The 17,451-nt window shown below is 35.9% G+C and carries 18 protein-coding genes; 11 read left to right on the plus strand and 7 right to left on the minus strand.

Annotated features, from left to right (window positions below; genetic code table 11):
* The first annotated feature begins 47 nt into the window (after positions 1-47).
* On the plus strand, positions 48-605 hold the full coding sequence (locus NF27_RS01610) for a DHH family phosphoesterase (protein ID WP_161791762.1): 558 nt from the start codon (positions 48-50) through the stop codon (positions 603-605).
* Between the two features lie 14 nt (positions 606-619).
* Here NF27_RS01610 and dnaQ read toward each other — a convergent pair whose 3' ends face one another.
* From dnaQ to NF27_RS01625, 3 genes are read right to left on the minus strand one after another with little or no spacing between them, the layout of a single operon-like run.
* Positions 620-1,306 (minus strand): DNA polymerase III subunit epsilon, encoded by a 687-nt coding sequence (dnaQ, locus tag NF27_RS01615; protein WP_039455115.1) that lies wholly within the window; start codon positions 1,304-1,306, stop codon positions 620-622.
* On the minus strand, positions 1,257-1,901 hold the full coding sequence (gene coaE / locus NF27_RS01620) for a dephospho-CoA kinase (protein WP_161791763.1): 645 nt from the start codon (positions 1,899-1,901) through the stop codon (positions 1,257-1,259). Before coaE ends, dnaQ begins: the two co-directional genes overlap by 50 nt.
* Positions 1,882-2,838: a glycosyltransferase family 2 protein gene (locus tag NF27_RS01625; protein ID WP_039455119.1), complete on the minus strand. Its 957-nt coding sequence runs from the start codon at positions 2,836-2,838 to the stop codon at positions 1,882-1,884. Before NF27_RS01625 ends, coaE begins: the two co-directional genes overlap by 20 nt.
* Before the next feature lie 106 nt (positions 2,839-2,944).
* Here NF27_RS01625 and nth point away from each other — a divergent pair, with 106 nt between their 5' ends.
* Positions 2,945-3,577 carry an endonuclease III gene (gene nth, locus NF27_RS01630; RefSeq protein ID WP_204367851.1) on the plus strand — a complete coding sequence of 211 codons (633 nt, stop codon included), beginning with the start codon at positions 2,945-2,947 and terminating at the stop codon, positions 3,575-3,577.
* Here nth and NF27_RS01635 read toward each other — a convergent pair.
* Together NF27_RS01635 and NF27_RS01640 are read right to left on the minus strand one after the other, a co-directional pair.
* Positions 3,574-5,118 carry a hypothetical protein gene (locus NF27_RS01635; protein ID WP_039455123.1) on the minus strand — a complete coding sequence of 515 codons (1,545 nt, stop codon included), beginning with the start codon at positions 5,116-5,118 and terminating at the stop codon, positions 3,574-3,576. The genes nth and NF27_RS01635 overlap by 4 nt on opposite strands.
* A gap of 24 nt (positions 5,119-5,142) precedes the next feature.
* Positions 5,143-6,234, minus strand: coding sequence for a hypothetical protein (locus NF27_RS01640; RefSeq protein ID WP_039455125.1), 1,092 nt, complete (start codon positions 6,232-6,234; stop codon positions 5,143-5,145).
* Between the two features lie 186 nt (positions 6,235-6,420).
* Here NF27_RS01640 and NF27_RS01645 point away from each other — a divergent pair, with 186 nt between their 5' ends.
* The 8 genes from NF27_RS01645 to NF27_RS01675 are packed head-to-tail and all read left to right on the plus strand — an operon-like array spanning position 6,421 to position 12,002.
* Positions 6,421-6,918 carry an RT0821/Lpp0805 family surface protein gene (locus tag NF27_RS01645; protein ID WP_053332478.1) on the plus strand — a complete coding sequence of 166 codons (498 nt, stop codon included), beginning with the start codon at positions 6,421-6,423 and terminating at the stop codon, positions 6,916-6,918.
* A gap of 33 nt (positions 6,919-6,951) precedes the next feature.
* Positions 6,952-7,788, plus strand: coding sequence for an enoyl-ACP reductase FabI (locus NF27_RS01650; protein ID WP_053332479.1), 837 nt, complete (start codon positions 6,952-6,954; stop codon positions 7,786-7,788).
* A 40-nt stretch (positions 7,789-7,828) separates the two neighbouring features.
* Positions 7,829-9,046 carry an aspartate kinase gene (locus tag NF27_RS01655; RefSeq protein ID WP_039455126.1) on the plus strand — a complete coding sequence of 406 codons (1,218 nt, stop codon included), beginning with the start codon at positions 7,829-7,831 and terminating at the stop codon, positions 9,044-9,046.
* A 7-nt stretch (positions 9,047-9,053) separates the two neighbouring features.
* Positions 9,054-9,224, plus strand: a complete 171-nt coding sequence (locus NF27_RS12260; protein WP_161791764.1) for a hypothetical protein — start codon at positions 9,054-9,056, stop codon at positions 9,222-9,224.
* A gap of 39 nt (positions 9,225-9,263) precedes the next feature.
* Positions 9,264-9,686, plus strand: a complete 423-nt coding sequence (ndk, locus tag NF27_RS01660; RefSeq protein ID WP_039455128.1) for a nucleoside-diphosphate kinase — start codon at positions 9,264-9,266, stop codon at positions 9,684-9,686.
* A gap of 26 nt (positions 9,687-9,712) precedes the next feature.
* The gene (locus NF27_RS01665; protein ID WP_039455129.1) at positions 9,713-10,624 is read left to right on the plus strand and encodes a DMT family transporter; all 912 of its coding nucleotides are present in this window, start codon (positions 9,713-9,715) and stop codon (positions 10,622-10,624) included.
* Entirely contained in the window at positions 10,621-11,367 is a 747-nt protein-coding gene (locus tag NF27_RS10980) for a prepilin peptidase (RefSeq protein WP_053332480.1), read from the plus strand. Before NF27_RS01665 ends, NF27_RS10980 begins: the two co-directional genes overlap by 4 nt.
* Positions 11,352-12,002 (plus strand): M15 family metallopeptidase, encoded by a 651-nt coding sequence (locus NF27_RS01675; protein WP_039455131.1) that lies wholly within the window; start codon positions 11,352-11,354, stop codon positions 12,000-12,002. Before NF27_RS10980 ends, NF27_RS01675 begins: the two co-directional genes overlap by 16 nt.
* A 13-nt stretch (positions 12,003-12,015) precedes the next feature.
* Here NF27_RS01675 and recG read toward each other — a convergent pair whose 3' ends face one another.
* Together recG and NF27_RS01685 are read right to left on the minus strand one after the other, a co-directional pair.
* Entirely contained in the window at positions 12,016-14,103 is a 2,088-nt protein-coding gene (gene recG / locus NF27_RS01680; RefSeq protein ID WP_039455132.1) for an ATP-dependent DNA helicase RecG, read from the minus strand.
* Between the two features lies 1 nt (position 14,104).
* Entirely contained in the window at positions 14,105-15,895 is a 1,791-nt protein-coding gene (locus NF27_RS01685; RefSeq protein ID WP_039455134.1) for an ABC transporter transmembrane domain-containing protein, read from the minus strand.
* 124 nt (positions 15,896-16,019) lie between these two features.
* Here NF27_RS01685 and NF27_RS01690 point away from each other — a divergent pair, with 124 nt between their 5' ends.
* On the plus strand, positions 16,020-17,450 hold the full coding sequence (locus NF27_RS01690) for a Do family serine endopeptidase (RefSeq protein ID WP_039455141.1): 1,431 nt from the start codon (positions 16,020-16,022) through the stop codon (positions 17,448-17,450).
* Position 17,451: the final 1 nt, after the last annotated feature.

Genomic DNA, 17,451 nt, shown 5'->3' on the forward strand with positions numbered 1-17,451 from the left:
CATATATAATGTTGGTCGCTTGCAAGATAGGAAAATGAGGGTTAATGATGGAAAAACCGATTATCATTTGTGCAGGAAGTAAATATGTTGATATTGACGTATTAGCTTGTGCCGTTGCTTATAAAGAACTTTTAGGGCTGAAGAACAAGAAAGCAAAGATAGTTTTTACTGGTGCTTTTAACAAAACTGTGCCTACAAGTGTTTTGACATGGAACATGGATGTATCGCATGGTGTGCCTGAAAACCTTTCTGATTATAACTATGTGTTAGTAGATATCTCAAACCCGAATTACTTTGAAAAATTTGTGGTAAGAGAGCAGGTGATTGAAGTATTTGATCACCATCATGGCTTTGAGAAATATTGGACAAACCTAATAGGAGAGAGTGCAAGGATTGAACCTGTCGGTTCGTGTGCAACGCTCATTTGGGAAGAGTATAAAAAGCATAATAAAGAAAACATGATTTCACCAACTAGTGCAAATTTAATCTATACTGCTATCATTTCAAACACACTTAATTTTCATTTAGGTGCAGTATTTACTGGGTATATCGGTGAAACAAAGCAGCTGTTCCTACGAAAAGAAATATTAAAAAAGTTTGATTAAGGAAAAGCCGATAATTAGTTGTTATAAGATTTCCACAAAGAATTAGGAATTTTTTCAACAAAATCTTTATGGAGTTTTTCTTCCTGCGTAGTTATTTGGAACCTACGATAAGGGAAGTTACTTTCCGCTTTAATTGTTTTCATTATGTTATCAACGTCTTCTGCAAAACTTAGGGTTGATTGGGAGCCTTCAAGAAGCGCAATATAAACCTGAGCAAGTAATTCGGAGTCAATTAAAGCACCATGCTTCTCACGGTTTTCCAAGCTGATGTTAAACCGCTGACATAAAGCATCAAGGCTTGCAGGCGATTTAGGGAACTTGCGTCTTGCTAGAGTTAAAGTATCTATAACATTATCAAAATTTAAAAGTTTAAGCGAAATTAAATTCAGTTCATAATTAATAAAACCGATATCGAAACCGGCATTATGAATGATTAAGTTACCACCTTCTAAAAAATTTAGAAAGTCGTTAACAATATCTTTAAAAAGAGGTTTATCCAGCAAAAACTTTGAAGAAATACCGTGAATTGCATAGGAATCTGAGGGCACATCTCGAAGCGGATTAATATAAGTATGATAGGTTCTACCAGTTATTTCACGATTAATTAATTCCACGCAACCGATTTCAATAATCCGATGACCTTCATAAGGGTTAAGGCCTGTGGTTTCCGTATCTAATACTATTTCTCTTATATCTGCCATATACTAAAATTTTAATTTGTTTAAACGTATGTGCCATGCTGACACCTGTATTAATAATAAAATCAGAATTTTTGATTCTATAATTATCCGTAGTTTGCCGCTCCACAATAGCATTAAATTTATCAATAGTCATATTTTTTCTCTGCAAAACCCGATTTAGTTGGGTCTCTTTATTAACAATCGCACTTATTGTAATATCAAAACCATACGGGTGAGCAGTTTCAAATAAGAGAGGTACTTCTACTACTATTGATGTTTTACTGTGCTTTTTTATTTGTTTAACGAACTTATATAAATCTTCTCTGACGATTGGATGAACGATAGATTCTAATTTTATCAAATCATCTTTATTACTGAAAACTTTTTTAGCCAGTAGTTGTTTATCAATCATATAAGGAGTTGCACACTCAGGGAAAGCAGCTGCTACTGCCTGATAGGCACTGCCACCCTTTTTATACATATCGGCAATTATCTGATCAAAGGAATAGATGACAAATCCTAAGCGTCGGAAGCATCTTAAAATAAAAGATTTCCCGGCACCGATTCCACCCGTAATCGCAATTATTTGACCATATTTATTTAGTTGCTTCTTCATCTTTAGTATAAACTTCATTAATTAAATAAATGGGGCGGTTTTTAGTTTCTTTATAAACTCGGGCTATATATTCTCCGATTACTCCAAGGCTTATCAATTGCACTCCTCCCATAAAAAGTATTGCAACCATTATTGAAGCATATCCCGGAAGCTCAATACCGTAAAATATAGTTCTAAGTACAAGAAATAACGCATAACTTAAAGAGAAAAGTGAGATCATCACCCCAATATAAAGCCAAATTTTAAGCGGTAGGGTAGAAAATGAGAAAATGCCGTCCAGAGCGAAGCTAAAGAGTTTTCTATAGTCCCAAGAAGTTTGGCCATGCTTTCTTTTCGGTCGATCAAAAGTAATGGTGGCGGTTTTAAACCCTACCCAAGAAAATATACCTTTCATAAAACGATTTTTTTCTCGTAATAATTTTATCTTCTCAACTACTTTTTTATCCATTAACCTAAAATCGCCCGTGTTCTCCGGTAGCGGAGTTTTAGATAATTTTAAAAATAGTTTATAGAACATTTTAGCGGTAAACTTTTTGATAAAGCTCTCACCTTCGCGATTATTGCGCTTAGCTAAAACGACATCATAACCTTGCTGCCATAAGCTTATCATTGAGGGGATGAGTTCAGGGGGATCCTGAAAATCCGCATCCATCGGAATAATGATATCCCCGCTTGCATAATCTAAACCGCAGGTTAAAGCTGCTTCCTTGCCGAAATTTCTGGTTAAATCTATTATCTTTATATGATCGTGATTCAAATATATTTCATTTAATGCTTCTATAGTATCGTCTTGGCTTCCATCATTAATAAATATGATTTCATAAGTTTTTTTTAAATGACCAATTGTTTGCATAATACTCATATAAGCCTCTTTAATGCCTTGAGACTCATTATAGCATGGTATTACTATGGATATTTTATATACTTCTTGCCGCATGTATTCTTTCCTAAATACTTTTTATAGTAATATAACAAAAAACTTATTGTACAGAATTGTTTTCTCGCGTATCAACTTTTCGGAAGAATATTGAGAATAAAATATGTTGAAAGCTAAGCAAATCAATGAAATTTTTGAAAGGTTTTCCGCTAACAAACCTGATCCTAAAATTGAGCTGGATTATTATTGTCCTTTTACATTATTAGTTGCGGTAGTTTTATCGGCGCAAGCAACCGATAAAGGGGTGAACCGTGTAACCCCCAAGTTATTTGAGATTGCAAACACTCCGCAAAAGATGATTGAGCTCGGAGAAGAAAAACTAAAAGAAATAATAAAGTCTATCGGTTTATATAATGCAAAAGCAAAGAATATAATTTTAATGAGTAAAGCTTTAATTGAAAGGTTCGGGGGCGAAGTGCCGGCTTCAATGATTGAGTTATCTTCCCTTCCCGGGGTAGGGAGAAAATCGGCAAATGTTATTTTGAATTGTGTATTTAATGAGCCGACCATAGCGGTGGATACGCATATTTTTCGCGTATCCAATCGAATAGGTTTTTGTAAAACTAATACTCCCGAAAAAACTGAACTGGAACTAATGAAAAAAGTTCCTGCTAAGTGGAGACCTAAGGCGCATTTCTGGTTAGTTCTGCATGGGCGTTATACCTGTAAGGCAAGGAAACCTGAGTGCGGTTCATGTATTATTAATGATATATGTGAGTATAAATATAAGTGTTTTTAAGCTCTACCTATATCCTGGTGTTTAACCCGCTGGTTGAATATTATTAGGCTAGGCTCTTCTCCGTTGCAGGCAGCTTTACATTTTTCATATAAATCCATTGCCTCACCAAGGGAGGCTAAACCATTGAAGCCTGCTTTGCCTTTTTCCAGCTTCCCTAAAATTCTGTCACCGGTGCTACGTGGTCTGATTTCATATTTATCCGAAGATTTAATGTATTTTATAGAGGAATTCTTGTTAGATACATGCCCGCTAGCTAATGATCTTTCAAATAAATTTTCATCACCTTTATATTTTTTTAGCTCAAGTACTCCCCAAGTGTTTTTGAGTAATCCAGAATCAATTTTATAAAAAGTATAAATTTCCGTAGTTATTTTATAAGGGGTTGTAAAATCTTGTTCTTGTTCCATTTGGGGAAGTTGCTCTTTTTTATCAATGCTACCCGGCACCCTGGACGTTGAAGGTCGGGTTTTAACTTTTTCCTTAACTCTGTGTCTAAGTCTATCGTCCGGTTCCTTATCCGGTTTAGCATAATCAATAGTAGCAATGTTTTTTCTTAAATCTGTAATCTCCTGTTCAGCTGTTTTATTCTCTTCTTGCATTCTCTTATATTCAAATCGTTGTTTTTTAGTCCAAGGCTCGCGTATAGGTTTATTACCCACTTCCAGAATCTCCTTATTAGTATTTGCAAAAGCATTGATAAAAGGAGATCTGATATCTGGAATATAACCGAATGCATTTAATCCTAAAATGCATGTATCGACCGCAGTTTTGCCTAAAAACCATACTGCCTTGTCTACAATCGAGATAAGAGGTATAGTTGAATAGATCAGTTGCCTTATTTCCAGATTGGAAGCACTATGAATGGAATAAGACGAGTGATTTTTAAAACAATATACGATAGTATTATGAAAACCGAATTGGTTTACGGGATTCATATAATACTGCATACCGTGTAAGCATGCTGATAAAAAGATATCAATAGCTGATGAAGTAAGTAATCTGCTTATATAACCAGTTTTACTGAACTCGTTGTCATATGAAATTAATTCTAAGCTTCTTAAAAAGTTACTTGCTCTTAAAGAAACAAATGAAATAGCAGCTGCAGATAATTGAGTAATGCATGCATTTAAGATTAAATCTTCAGCAGGATATCCTACAACATAAATTAAAAATAAAGCAGGTATTGCGCTGAGTGCAAGTGAAGTAGTATATTTAAAAAGCGGCCTAATATTTGAGTTATCAGTATAAAGCTTCGCACTGGAAGCGGTTATGCTTATAATACGATGTATCAGTGATAAAGCAAACAGATCTCCTAACCTTTCGGCATCAGTTAATAACCTTATATTGCTTGATAATACGCCGGAAATGGAAATTTTATCCGGTGTTGAAATAGAGCCCGGCCAAATCCCTTGCAGCATTCTCACTATAGTTGTTGATTTGGAACCGAACAAACTGACTGACTGATCCCTAAGAAACAGAGTAGTATCTCTTTCAAAATAAATTTTATCGCAGAAATGAATTGAGGAAATTTTATTGTTCATAATTTAACCATTGCTTTTTATATTTTAATAAGAGTATATGTCATTGAAATTACCGACGGCTGCTAGTGCTTCCTCCATGGTGCGGCAATCAAAGGTGTATAAGTCATTACGGGCGGTATGCATCTGATCATCCGAATCCGAATAACTACTTTCAATCATCTCCTTACATGCTTTTTGAGCATTCTCCGTGGCCATAGAAATAGAGGCTAACGTACCGCTTAATCCTTCGCATAGTTTTATTTCAGTAATTGAGTGAACTTTATAATTTTTAGGTTTCAGAGTAAATTTATCTCCTTCATCAATGATTAATATGGTTCCTTCGTTATTATTGCTTATACAGGACCTCCACTTACTTAATTTTTCCAAAAACTCCAGACCGAATAATTTAGGTAAAGAAGCCTTGTAGTCTTCATAAATATCGTCTTGTTGGATAATTGCTTGTTCATCTTTATATATGAAAGCATTTTCTATCTGGTCAATATGAAGCGGTACACATTTGGAATTCTCTTTACCTGCTAAAAGATAAGTTAAAAAGTATTTATCTATACCGTAATATTTTTTATTACTGCCGTCATTAAAATCACTTTTTTGTATGGTTCCTAATAAGCGATCATGAAATTCGGTTTCCGGAATATGAAATAAATAAGATTTTTGCCATAAGGTATAAAACTCTTCAGGTTTATTTTGGTTCATCTCCGTGACCGGCTTAGAGCCGAGCCAGGAAATCAAAGATTGTGAAGCGATAAACATTTGGTCAAGGGCAGAGGGTACATGTAATTTTATAATTGCACTATATATCCATGGATTGTCAAAAACTTTTATCACGTTTGTAATAGTATCACTTTCATCATAAAGTGAAATATGCCTGTAATCAGACAAATCTCTGACATAATACAGTTTGTTGGCAAGGTTTTTATATTCTGGCGTGCTAATTTCGAGTGCCATAACTTCTAATTTTTTAGCCACATGATAAGCTTTGGCAGCACGTAGGGCTGGATCGGATATGTTGCCGGACATCTGGTAATCATTAAACTCACACGGTCGGCAGTTCTTATATCTCAAACCAACTAGTTCTAAGACTTCAATTCTATCCAGTTCGCAAATAACTTTAAACATAGTTTTTGTTGATTTTAAATAAAAATAATAAAATATTTTATTATTTTAGCCGAAAAATTCAATACTCAATATATTAATTTTTTTAAAACTTACGTAAATAAAGTTGTTTAAATCTACTAGACCCATATTAAAAAAAGTATATAATATTGGTTTAACTATTAAAAATAAACCTTGTGACGAGGAATTATGAACGGAATTTTTAAAAAATATGTAGCATTAACTGCGGTTGTATTTACGCTTGCAGGCTGTGATAACATGGCTTTAACTAATGAAGCGGGGTATGCAAATAAAAGAACTATCGGCGGTTTAACCGGGGCGGTAGCAGGTGCTTGGGTCGGATCTAACATGGGTAAGGGTAAAGGTCAGATCGCAGCAATCGCGGCAGGAACTTTACTTGGCGCATTAGGCGGAAGTTCGCTGGGTTCTTCTTTAGATAGGGCGGATGTAGCTAATCATAATAATACCGCGCAAAGAGCTTTAGAAGCAAACAGAACAGGTGTAGCTTCAACTTGGAGCAACCCGGATACCGGTGCATCAGGTGTAGTTACCCCGGCAAAAACTTATGAAGAGCATGGAAAGTATTGCAGAGAATATACCCAAACTGTTAAGGTAGGTAATAAAATTCAAGAGGCATACGGTAAGGCATGCCGTAACCCAGACGGTACTTGGCAAATTGTTCAGTAAGTAAATAGTGGTATATAAAATTTTGAGGATAATATGTCTGAAGCAATTACAGTGCAAGGTTTGCCGAAAGGTGAGCTCTTAAAGGGCAAAAAAGGTTTGATTATGGGGGTGGCAAATAATAAGTCATTGGCTTGGGGAATTTCTCATGCTTCTTATTTACAAGGTGCTGAACTTGCATTTTCTTACCAAGGGGAAGCTTTAGAGAAAAGGATTTCGCCGCTTGCGGAATCAATCAGTTCGGATACACTTATTGCTTGTGATGTTTCAGATATGAACTCCGTAGATGCAGCATTTAAACTTATTAAAGAAAAATGGGGTAAGCTAGATTTTTTAGTGCACTCAATCGCTTATTCTAATAAAGATGAGCTTAAAGGCAGATATGTCGATACATCTTTAGAAAATTTCCTACATACAATGAATATTTCCTGTTATTCATTCATAGCGACCGCAAAGCGTGCAGCAGAGCTAATGAAAGACGGTGGAAGCATAGTAACACTTACTTATTATGGAGCCGAAAAAGTTATTCCTAATTATAATGTTATGGGAGTAGCAAAAGCTGCGCTGGAAGCAAGCGTTAAATATATTGCAGCAGATTTAGGGGAAAAAAACATCAGAGTAAACGCAATTTCTTCCGGGCCGGTAAAGACATTGGCAGCTTCAGGGATCGGAGATTTTAGAAGCTTCTTAAAATGGAGTGAAGATAATACGCCGCTTAAAAGAAATACTACTCTTGAAGATGTCGGCGGAACAGCCGTATATTTATTAAGTGACTTATCAAGCGGTGTAACCGGGGAAGTTATTCATGTTGATAGTGGTTATCATGTAATGGGTATGAAAATGTTAAGTCCAGAAAATAACTCTGAAGAATAATTAAAACTTGAGCGCAAAGGAGTAATAAAATCTTGTCTATATGGCGCTAATTGTACAAAAATTTGGTGGTACATCGGTTGGGACTCTTGAGAGAATAAGAAATGTTGCTAAAATTATTCAAAAAGAAAGAGAGCAGGGCAATAAAGTTGTCGTGGTGGTGTCAGCAATGGCCGGTGTTACTGATAATTTAGTAAATGACGCTCTTTTCTTATCTCGCATTAAAACTAATGAGGAATTAGCTGAGTATGACTCTATTATTGCAGCAGGAGAGCAAATATCATGCGGCTTAATTGCTCTTGCGTTAATAAATAAAGGCATTAAAGCACGTTCGTGGTTGGGATGGCAGGTGCCGATATTTACTGACGGGATATTTTCAAACGGAAAAATAACTCATATAGAAACCAAACAATTGATGAAGTGTTTAGAGGAGGGTGAAATACCTGTAATAGCGGGCTTTCAAGGGGTTTATAATGATCGGATAATAACTCTCGGTCGCGGAGGTTCCGATACAACCGCTGCCGCAATTGCAGCTGCGCTCAAGGCTGATAGGTGTGATATTTATACTGATGTAGATGGGGTTTATACCGCGGATCCCAGGATAGTACCGAAAGCCGGAAAACTAAAGCATGTCGCTTTTGATGAAATGTTGGAAATGGCATCTTCAGGTGCAAAAGTATTGCATTCACGATGTGTGGAAATCGCTATGAAATTTGACTTAAAAATGCAGGTTTTATCAAGTTTTGATAACGGAGTAGGAACTATGATTGTAGGAGAAGACCAAATTGTTGAAAAGCATATTGTTACAGGAATCACCTGTAAGGGTGATATTGCAAGTATTACATTAAAAGCTATGTCGGATGTCCCGGGATCAGCTTCTCAGCTGTTTAATTCTATGGAAGAAAAGAATATAAATGTTGATTTAATTGTGCAAAATATCGGCAGTAGAGGTAAAACCGACCTCACTATCACCATTGCTAAAAATGATCTTGACAAGGCTTTGGATTCAATCGAGACTAATAAAAAGATAAACTGCCGCGATATTATTGTAGATGATAACGTCGCTAAAATTTCAATAATCGGCATTGGAATGAAATCTCATTCAGGGGTTGCACAAAAGATGTTTCAAATTTTAGCGGATAGAGGTATAAATATATTAGTAATATCAACTTCTGAAATTAAAATTAGCGTGCTTGTTCATGCTGAATATAAAGAATTGGCAGTAAGGGCTTTACATGCAGGATATGGTTTAGATAAGTGAGGGAAAAATGAAAATTAAACAAATAATTTTTTTAACGATGCTTGGGATGATGATTTCATCTTGTGCGGCGGTAGATCCGACCAGGAATGATTTAAAAAGCCCGTGCGTGGCAAATGACGAGGCCGGAGGTGCAAACCCATGTATCAGGAGAAAACCTCTTGAAAACTTTATAGTATAGCATATAATCACGTTCCTTATTTCAAATTTGAGGAAAATTATGGGTTTAGAAAGAACTTTGTCAATTATTAAGCCTGATGCTACTAGAAGAAACTTAACAGGCGCCATTAATGAGCGCTTTGAAAAATCCGGTTTAAAGATTGTTGCACAAAAAAGATTGCAGCTAACCGAAGAACAAGCTAAGCAATTTTACATTGTACATAAAGATAGGCCTTTTTATGGTGAATTGGTAAGTTTCATGATTTCAGGAGCGGTTGTCGCACAAGTACTGGAAGGGGAAAATGCAGTTGCTAAAAATAGAGAAATAATGGGAGCAACCAATCCTAAAGATGCAGCAGACGGTACAATCAGAAAAGATTTTGCTGAAAGTATCGAAGCGAATTCCGTGCACGGTTCAGATTCTTTAGAAAATGCAAAGAACGAAATCAGTTTCTTTTTCAGCGAAATGGAAATTTGCCGATAATTAATAATTAATACTGGATACATTTTATGAAGGGCTTCCGAATCAGTAATTTTTACAAAGAATGGGGAGCCTTTTTTATTATTTCGTTCTTAGGGTTCGGCACTTCTTTTTTCTGGATCAAGGTCGCATTAAGAGAGTTAACGGCACTTGAGCTTGCTACCTATAGAATTACTATTGCTTCTATTGCCTTATGGTGTATTACTCCCCTATTTAGGGTTAAAATTCCGACTAACATTAAGCTACTGGCTAAGATTACCTTTTTAGGTGTGATCGGAACTTTTTTTCCGTTTATGTTGACTGCTTGGGCAGAAGTCTATATTAGCTCAAGTGTCGCAGGAATTTTAAATTCTTTAACCCCGATATTTACTATAATACTCAGCGTTTTTTTCTTACCAGATAAGGAGCTTAATACTAAGTTGATATTAAGTGTAATACTCGGATTCTTAGGTGCGCTACTTATTTTTGCCGATAAGCTTAATGTTGATAGTGAAATGGAAATGATATTACCTGAGCTTGCTTTAATATTTTGTGCACTTTGCTATGCTACCCAAGCTGTTTATGCAAAAATTCATTTTAAAGAACAAAATTTTATTACACTTGCGGTACTTTCCACTACAACTGCAGCTATTTTATTCTGGATAACTTTATTAATGAGCCAGAAGGAGATAACTTTCCCACAAGAGACCAGTACAATTATTGCAATACTATGGATGGCAATTGTAGCAAGTACTATTTCACTAATTTTACTATATTACTTAATTAAAAGTTGGACGCCTACCAGAGTTTCATTTATAACTTATGCAGTACCTATAATTGCTATGTTTTTAGGTGTAGCTGTGCTTGGCGAACAACTAAAAGCACATATGATTATCGGGGCAATAATTATTATAGCTTCTATTATTTTATCTAATCAAAAACTAAAGCGTAAAGCTAAATGATTCTAAATTGTATATTTGCATTAATTATCGGCGTATTACTAGGTAATTTTGCAAGTACAGTGCTTTTTAGGCTTCCGAGAAAAATCCCTATCCACGGATATAATCCGAAACTCGGTAAAGTACCTCATTGTTCAACTTGCGGGCATACTTTAAAATTTTATGAGTATCTTCCCGTGTTAAGTTGGGTTTCTACACGCGGCAGATGTAACTATTGCGGCGTCAAAATCAACCCCGAATATACAATACTTGAAGTTTTTGTATCTATACTTGCTTTTATTTTATATTTTTTTACTTCAGGATTTTCAGAAGAATATATTTTGTTATTATTTTCCGGAGCCGGACTTATTTTATCATGCTTCTTAATCGATAAAGCAAAAACCGATGCTGATAAAACGCTGTTTATGGTGGGTATCTTAGGCTCTATATTCCGCACATTAAATGAAGCAACTATATTCGGTTGGCTTACTTCGTTCTTATTTGCATACTTTATATATGCATTTATTACTTCTAAGTTGGATGGGAAAAAAGTAGCTGAATATTATTCTTTAAGATTTATTTTATTATCTGGGGTATGGTTAAATATTCCTTACCTGTTAGCTTATCTTCTAATATTATTACCACTTACTGCTATAAAGACAATTTCTCAATATAAAAAAAATACATTTCTTATTGCCTTATTATATATTTTTATATTAATTATGGAATTTGACTACTACCAAAAGGTTATATGCTTTCTGACTTAAAACTTTCTGATAATATCCTTCCTAAAGGCTTCGTCTATCTGTATGAAGTAGATGATACTATTGAGCAATATATCATGTATGCCAAAAGTGATAATTTTACGGGAAGGGTAGTAAAAGGCTATGAAAGAGAAGTAGCTATCTGTACATATCAGGCGGCACTTGCTTTAACAGGGGTTCAAAAGGAATTAAACAAATTTAATTTAGGACTTAAGGTCTATGATATATATCGCCCCGTTCAAGCTTGTTTGGATTTTTATGAATGGTCACAGGATGTAAATGACCAAAAAATGAAAGAAAAATTTTATCCGCAAGTTGATAAAAAGGATTTCTTCGATTTGGGCTATGTAGCCAAATACTCAGGGCACAGCAGGGGAAGTACGGTAGATTTAACAGTAATTACTTTAGATGAAAAAGAAGAATTAGATATGGGAACCAGGGTAGATTTTATCGATGAATTATCCAGTACTCAAAACCCCGACATTTCTTTTGAAGCCAAAAAGAACCGCCTTCTGCTTCGTTCAATAATGGAAAAATACGGTTTTGAAAATTATTCTAAAGAATGGTGGCATTACTCTTTAAAAAATGAACCGTTTCAAAGAAAGCCCGAAGATCATTTCGATTTTCCCGTTAAGTAATAACGTTTATAGGTTAATTATTCTTAATATAATTAACGCTTTTATCCTGCTCATAAAGCTCGAGAAGCAGTTTAAGTTTTTGATTTGCGGGATGTTTAAGATCCGGGTCATCTTCAGCTATTTTTCGTGCTAATGCATTAGCTTCAGGAATTAAATTATAGTGATAGTTTAAATTACAGGTTCTAAATGAAGGTAAGCCGCTTTGCTTAGTACCTAAAATTTCCCCGCTGCCTCGAATTTTTAAATCTTCCTCGGCAATTACAAAGCCGTCATTAGATCCTTTCATAATATTAAGCCGTTGTTTAGCGGTTTGGGTTGCCGGATGTTTGTATACTAAAATACAATGGGATTTCTTATTTCCTCTGCCGACCCTCCCTCTTAACTGATGTAATTGTGATAAGCCGAATCTTTCGGCATTTTCTATCACCATGATAGTTGCATCACTAACATCAACGCCTACTTCAATCACGGTAGTTGCAACTAATACGCTAATTTTACCCTCTAAAAACTCAAGCATAGTTTTATCACGTTCTACACCATGCATCTTACCGTGAATAATTCCTGTTCTCGTAGGCAATAATTCATTCAACATAGAAAACCTATCTTCTATATAAGAAAGATCTAAAGACTCGGATTCTTCAATAAGGGGACATATCCAATATATCTTTTCTCCGCTCTCTACCGCACCTTTTATGCGCTCTAAAAGTTCCGGTATTTTATTTGATGAGATTACTGAAGTTTGAATAAGCTCCCGCATAGCGGGTTTATCTTTAATTATTGAGAGATCGAGATCACCGTAATTAACCATGCATAATGTGCGCGGGATGGGAGTCGCCGACATCATTAAAAAATCCGGTGCTATACCTTTTTTACTTAAAGAAGCTCTTTGTTCTACTCCGAACCTATGCTGCTCATCTATTACTGCGAGGCCTAGAGCAGCAAATTGTACATTTTCCTGAAATAATGCATGAGTTCCGATGACAATATGAGCTTTATGGTTTGCAATATTTTCTAAAATTTCTTTACGCTTGGATAGGGGCATTTTACTGATTAATAATTCAACTTTTAATTCGAGCTTCTCGCAAAGTTCAGTCAATTTTGCAAAATGCTGTTTGGCCAGAACTTCGGTAGGGGCCATAAGTGCGGCTTGCTTACCGCCTTCTACGCAATTAAGCATTGCACATAGGGCGACTAAGGTTTTTCCACACCCGACATCACCTAGAACTAAACGTGCCATTCGGTACGGCGATTTTTGGTCACTTTCGATTTCACTTATCGCTTGTTTTTGTCCATCCGTGAGGTCAAAGGGAAGCTGTTCGTAAAGCTTATTAGTCAGTACTCCATGAAAGTTTAATTCCGGCTTACTTTGCTTTTGGTAATGCTTTCTTGCCAGGCTTAATGCAAGCTGAGTAGCAAGTAGTTCATCAAAAGCTAAACGTTGCTTATATTTACTATCTCCGCTAACTTCATCAATGTGCTCGGGATGATGTGCATGTTGTAATGAACTAAGCCAAGAAATCCATCCGTGTTTATCAAGTAAACCCTGAGGCAGCCACTCGGGAAGGGTAGGAATAAATTTTAGGGTATTTTGTATTGTTAAATTTAAGAATCTTGAGTTAAGACCATATGTAGAATGGTAAACCGGTTCTAAAATTTTTACTCTATCTACCTCCGTCGGGTTAGCTACTATATCGGGGTGAACCATTTGCAGCTCTCCACTATTGTACTCGACTTTGCCGCTAACCAAAATTGTTCTACCGATCCTAAAGGTCTCTTTTAGGTGATTCAGGTTGGCATTAAAGTAAATGACGGTAAGCTTGCCGGTCTCATTTGAGCAAATAACTTTCTGAGGAGTTCTTTTGTTACGTGAGATATTAAATTTATGTTCTTCAACCGTGACTACCTCTGTAATTATAGTGCCGTTTAAAACCTCAGATAGGGCGGGAGAATAACGTCTATCAATTATTTGATAAGGAAAATAAAAAATTAAATCACGAATATTTTGAAGTCCCAATCTATGGTAAGCCTCAGCTCTCTTAGAACCAATGTTTTTAAGTTTCCTTACTTCCCAAAACAAGTTTAACAGTAAAGGGTTAGGCATTTTACTCCGTGTTTGTCAGTTGTATTCTTACCAGCCTGTTATATTCTCCGTTAGCAGTGATGAGCTCGTCATGAGTTCCATGCTCAACAAGTTTGCCTTCCTTAAGTACATATATTGTGTTTGCATTTCTTACTGTTGAAAGCCTATGAGCAATGATAATAGTAGTTCTGTTTTGCATAATATTTTCTAAAGCTTGCTGAACTAATTTCTCATTTTTACTGTCAAGCGAGGAAGTTGCTTCATCAAGCAGCAATACTTTCGGGTTTTTAAGGAAAGCTCTGGCTATAGCAATCCGTTGTTTTTGACCGCCTGAAAGCCTCACGCCTTTCTCGCCTAAATAAGTATCAAATCCGTTGGGAAGCTTTTCTATAAATTCTAATGCAGCCGCAGCTTTACTTGCATTTATGACTTCTTCATAGGAGGCTTTAGGGTTGCCGTAAAGTATATTTTCGTATGCTGAGGTAGAAAAAATTAAAGGATCCTGAGAAACATAAGCGAATTGTAATCTTAGGTTCTCAAGTTGAATATCTTTTATATCAGTGCCATCGAGCAGAATTTTACCTCTCTCAGTGTCATAGAACCTGAGCAATAACTGAAATATAGTTGACTTGCCTGCACCGGATTCACCGACGATTGCGGTTACCTTATTTGGGGCTATTGTAAGTGAAATATTCTCTAAGCTTGCTTTGCTTTTTTTAGAAGGATAATAAAACGTAAGGTCTTCAACTTTAATTGCTCCGGTAAAGTTGCTTAAAAGAATTGCATCTTTAGAGCTAACTATTTCAGGAGCAATGCCTAAAAATTCTACTAAGCGTTCGGTAGCGCCGGCTGCTTTTTGTAAATCTCCCATAGTTTCCGCTAAAGCACCGAATGCACCGGCTGCAACTACAGCTAAAAATATAAAAGAGGAAAGTTCTCCGGGGGTGAGCGTCCCATCAAGAACCTGGTGTCCGCCTACCCATAGAATCAATCCGATTGAACCGAATACTAAGCTGATAACGATTGAAATAAGGAATGCTCTGCTTTTTATCCGCTTTAAGGAGGTATCTATAACTTCACCTAGCTTGTTCCTAAAGATTATTTTTTCTTCATCTTCATGGGTATAAGCCTGTATAGTTTTTATGCCGGTTATCGTCTCTTCGGTATGAGCTGAGACTTCCGCAACTTTATCTTGAGAAAGCTTAGAATAAATGCGCATTTTCTTACCGAAAAATACTATCGGTAAAATAACGAGCGGAATAACTAACCCCATCATTCCGGCAAGTTTAGGGCTCGTGGTAATTAATAAAATCACCCCACCGATCAGCATCAAAAAATTACGCATTGCCATTGATAAACTGGTTCCGATTACTGTTTGAAGCAGGGTGGTATCAGTAGTCATACGAGATAGAATTTCTCCTGACTTATTGCTTTCATAAAAACTTGGTGATAATCTTAGGATTTGATGGTAAATATCACGCCTGATATCAGCGATCGCTTTTTCCCCGACTAAGGTGATGAGGTAGTACCTCGCAGCAGTGGAAAATGCAAGTACCAGTATTGTACAAATCAAATAAATTAAGGCTCTGTCCAACATGGCAGGGTTGTGTTGACTTAAACCTGAATCAATGACATATTGTAAGCTTCTACCTATAATTAATACTGATGATGAGGTGAAGATTAAGGCTATTATCATTAAAAATACTTGGTACTTATAGGGCTTAATATATTTAATTAAATATTTTAGGCTTTTAATATTTTTTGATTTAGGCTCTGATGAAAAAGCAGAATTTAAACTATTTTTTTTGGACATATTTTTTAATTTATAAAAGGTATATCTTACCTATTAAACTAAAATACGCTTTTGAAAAAGATAAAGTTTTGTTATAAATTAATTTTTAGGTAAACTTAAAACAAAAGGATAATTTTTTATTATGATGAGATATATTGCGTTTATATTTATAATAGTTTTAAGTGTAGGTGAAATTGTTGCGGCTGCGCAGCCGCCTGCTTCTTTTGCCGATATCGTTGAAAAGGCAATACCTGCGGTTGTAAATATCTCCACAACTCAAAAAGTTGATATGAGAAATAAAAATTTTTCTTTAAATGATCTTCCTGATAATCCGCAGGATTTATTCGAATTCTTTGAAGCTGATCCTAATTCGCGCAAAACTAGAAAAATAAGATCTTTAGGATCTGGTTTTATCATTGATCCGCAAGGTTATATTGTAACCAATTATCATAATATAGCAGATGCTGATGAAATTGAAGTAATGCTCGGCGATGAAAGTCCTGAAAGATATAAAGCTAAGGTTCTAGGGAAAGATCCGAAAACAGATTTAGCTTTACTTAAGATTAATGCTAAAGATCCTCTTCCGTTTGTGAAATTCGGTAATTCGAATGAATCAAAAGTCGGGGATTATGTTATAGCAATCGGTAATCCTTTCGGTTTAGGCGGAACCGTGACCGCTGGAATTATTTCGGCTAAAGCCAGATATTTAAATAATTCGCAGTATGATGATCTTATCCAAACCGATGCCTCAATAAACCGTGGCAACTCGGGTGGACCTATGTTTAATATGAAAGGTGAAGTAATCGGGGTTAATACTCTCATCCTTTCTACAACAACAGGGGGTAATATAGGGATTGGCTTTGCTATGCCTTCTGCAATTGTTGAGCCAATAATTGATCAGCTGAGAAATAAAGGCGAAATAAGCCGCGGTTGGCTTGGGGTTTTAATCCAACCGGTTGATGAGTATGTTGCTAAATCAATGGGGTTACAAAAAATTAAAGGGGCATTGGTTGCTGAAGTTGTTAAAGATAGCCCCGCAGATAAAGCCGGAGTCAAGGTCGGGGATATTATTTCAAGATTTGACGGTAAAGAAGTAAAAAATATTCATAAACTGCCCAGAATGGTTTCCGAGACCCAGATTAATAAACGGGTTAGTATTCAGGTATTCAGAAACGGTAAATATGAAGTACTTAATACCGTTATTGAAAAACCTGCAAACGACTCATTTGGTGAGGAAACTGAAGATACCGAGGCTAATCAGGGAAGTCCTGAAAAAATCGGTCAGGTTATCCTTGGCATAAGAGTTGCCGATCTGAACAATGCTTTGAGGAGCAAGTTTAAAATCGAGCCAACCCTAAGCGGAATTATAGTATTGGGAGTCAATCGTAATTCCCCTGCAATCGAAAGCGGAATTAGTGCCGGAGATCTTATTCAACAGATAGGTAATAAGAAGATTACTACCATCAAAGACTTTGAAAATGAAATAAATAATATTAAGTCTTTAGGTCATAAAAAGGCAATGATATTAATTAATAAAGGCAATGGAACCAGATTTATCTTAATTGACTTAGAGTGAT

This window comes from Candidatus Jidaibacter acanthamoeba (assembly GCF_000815465.1).
In the GTDB taxonomy this organism is placed as follows: domain Bacteria; phylum Pseudomonadota; class Alphaproteobacteria; order Rickettsiales; family Midichloriaceae; genus Jidaibacter; species Jidaibacter acanthamoebae.

Bases quoted from the DNA above. Each gene is read 5' to 3' on its own strand.
- NF27_RS01610 (WP_161791762.1), top strand. From the start codon at position 48: ATGGAAAAACCGATTATCATTTGTGCAGGAAGTAAATATGTTGATATT.
- NF27_RS01650 (WP_053332479.1), top strand. From the start codon at position 6,952: ATGTCTGAAGCAATTACAGTGCAAGGTTTGCCGAAAGGTGAGCTCTTA.
- NF27_RS01655 (WP_039455126.1), top strand. From the start codon at position 7,829: ATGGCGCTAATTGTACAAAAATTTGGTGGTACATCGGTTGGGACTCTT.
- NF27_RS01690 (WP_039455141.1), top strand. From the start codon at position 16,020: ATGAGATATATTGCGTTTATATTTATAATAGTTTTAAGTGTAGGTGAA.
- NF27_RS01675 (WP_039455131.1), top strand. From the start codon at position 11,352: ATGCTTTCTGACTTAAAACTTTCTGATAATATCCTTCCTAAAGGCTTC.
- NF27_RS01645 (WP_053332478.1), top strand. From the start codon at position 6,421: ATGAACGGAATTTTTAAAAAATATGTAGCATTAACTGCGGTTGTATTT.
- NF27_RS01665 (WP_039455129.1), top strand. From the start codon at position 9,713: ATGAAGGGCTTCCGAATCAGTAATTTTTACAAAGAATGGGGAGCCTTT.
- NF27_RS12260 (WP_161791764.1), top strand. From the start codon at position 9,054: ATGAAAATTAAACAAATAATTTTTTTAACGATGCTTGGGATGATGATT.
- NF27_RS01625 (WP_039455119.1), bottom strand. From the start codon at position 2,838: ATGCGGCAAGAAGTATATAAAATATCCATAGTAATACCATGCTATAAT.
- NF27_RS01640 (WP_039455125.1), bottom strand. From the start codon at position 6,234: ATGTTTAAAGTTATTTGCGAACTGGATAGAATTGAAGTCTTAGAACTA.
- NF27_RS10980 (WP_053332480.1), top strand. From the start codon at position 10,621: ATGATTCTAAATTGTATATTTGCATTAATTATCGGCGTATTACTAGGT.
- NF27_RS01635 (WP_039455123.1), bottom strand. From the start codon at position 5,118: ATGAACAATAAAATTTCCTCAATTCATTTCTGCGATAAAATTTATTTT.
- ndk (WP_039455128.1), top strand. From the start codon at position 9,264: ATGGGTTTAGAAAGAACTTTGTCAATTATTAAGCCTGATGCTACTAGA.
- recG (WP_039455132.1), bottom strand. From the start codon at position 14,103: ATGCCTAACCCTTTACTGTTAAACTTGTTTTGGGAAGTAAGGAAACTT.
- NF27_RS01685 (WP_039455134.1), bottom strand. From the start codon at position 15,895: ATGTCCAAAAAAAATAGTTTAAATTCTGCTTTTTCATCAGAGCCTAAA.
- coaE (WP_161791763.1), bottom strand. From the start codon at position 1,901: ATGAAGAAGCAACTAAATAAATATGGTCAAATAATTGCGATTACGGGT.
- dnaQ (WP_039455115.1), bottom strand. From the start codon at position 1,306: ATGGCAGATATAAGAGAAATAGTATTAGATACGGAAACCACAGGCCTT.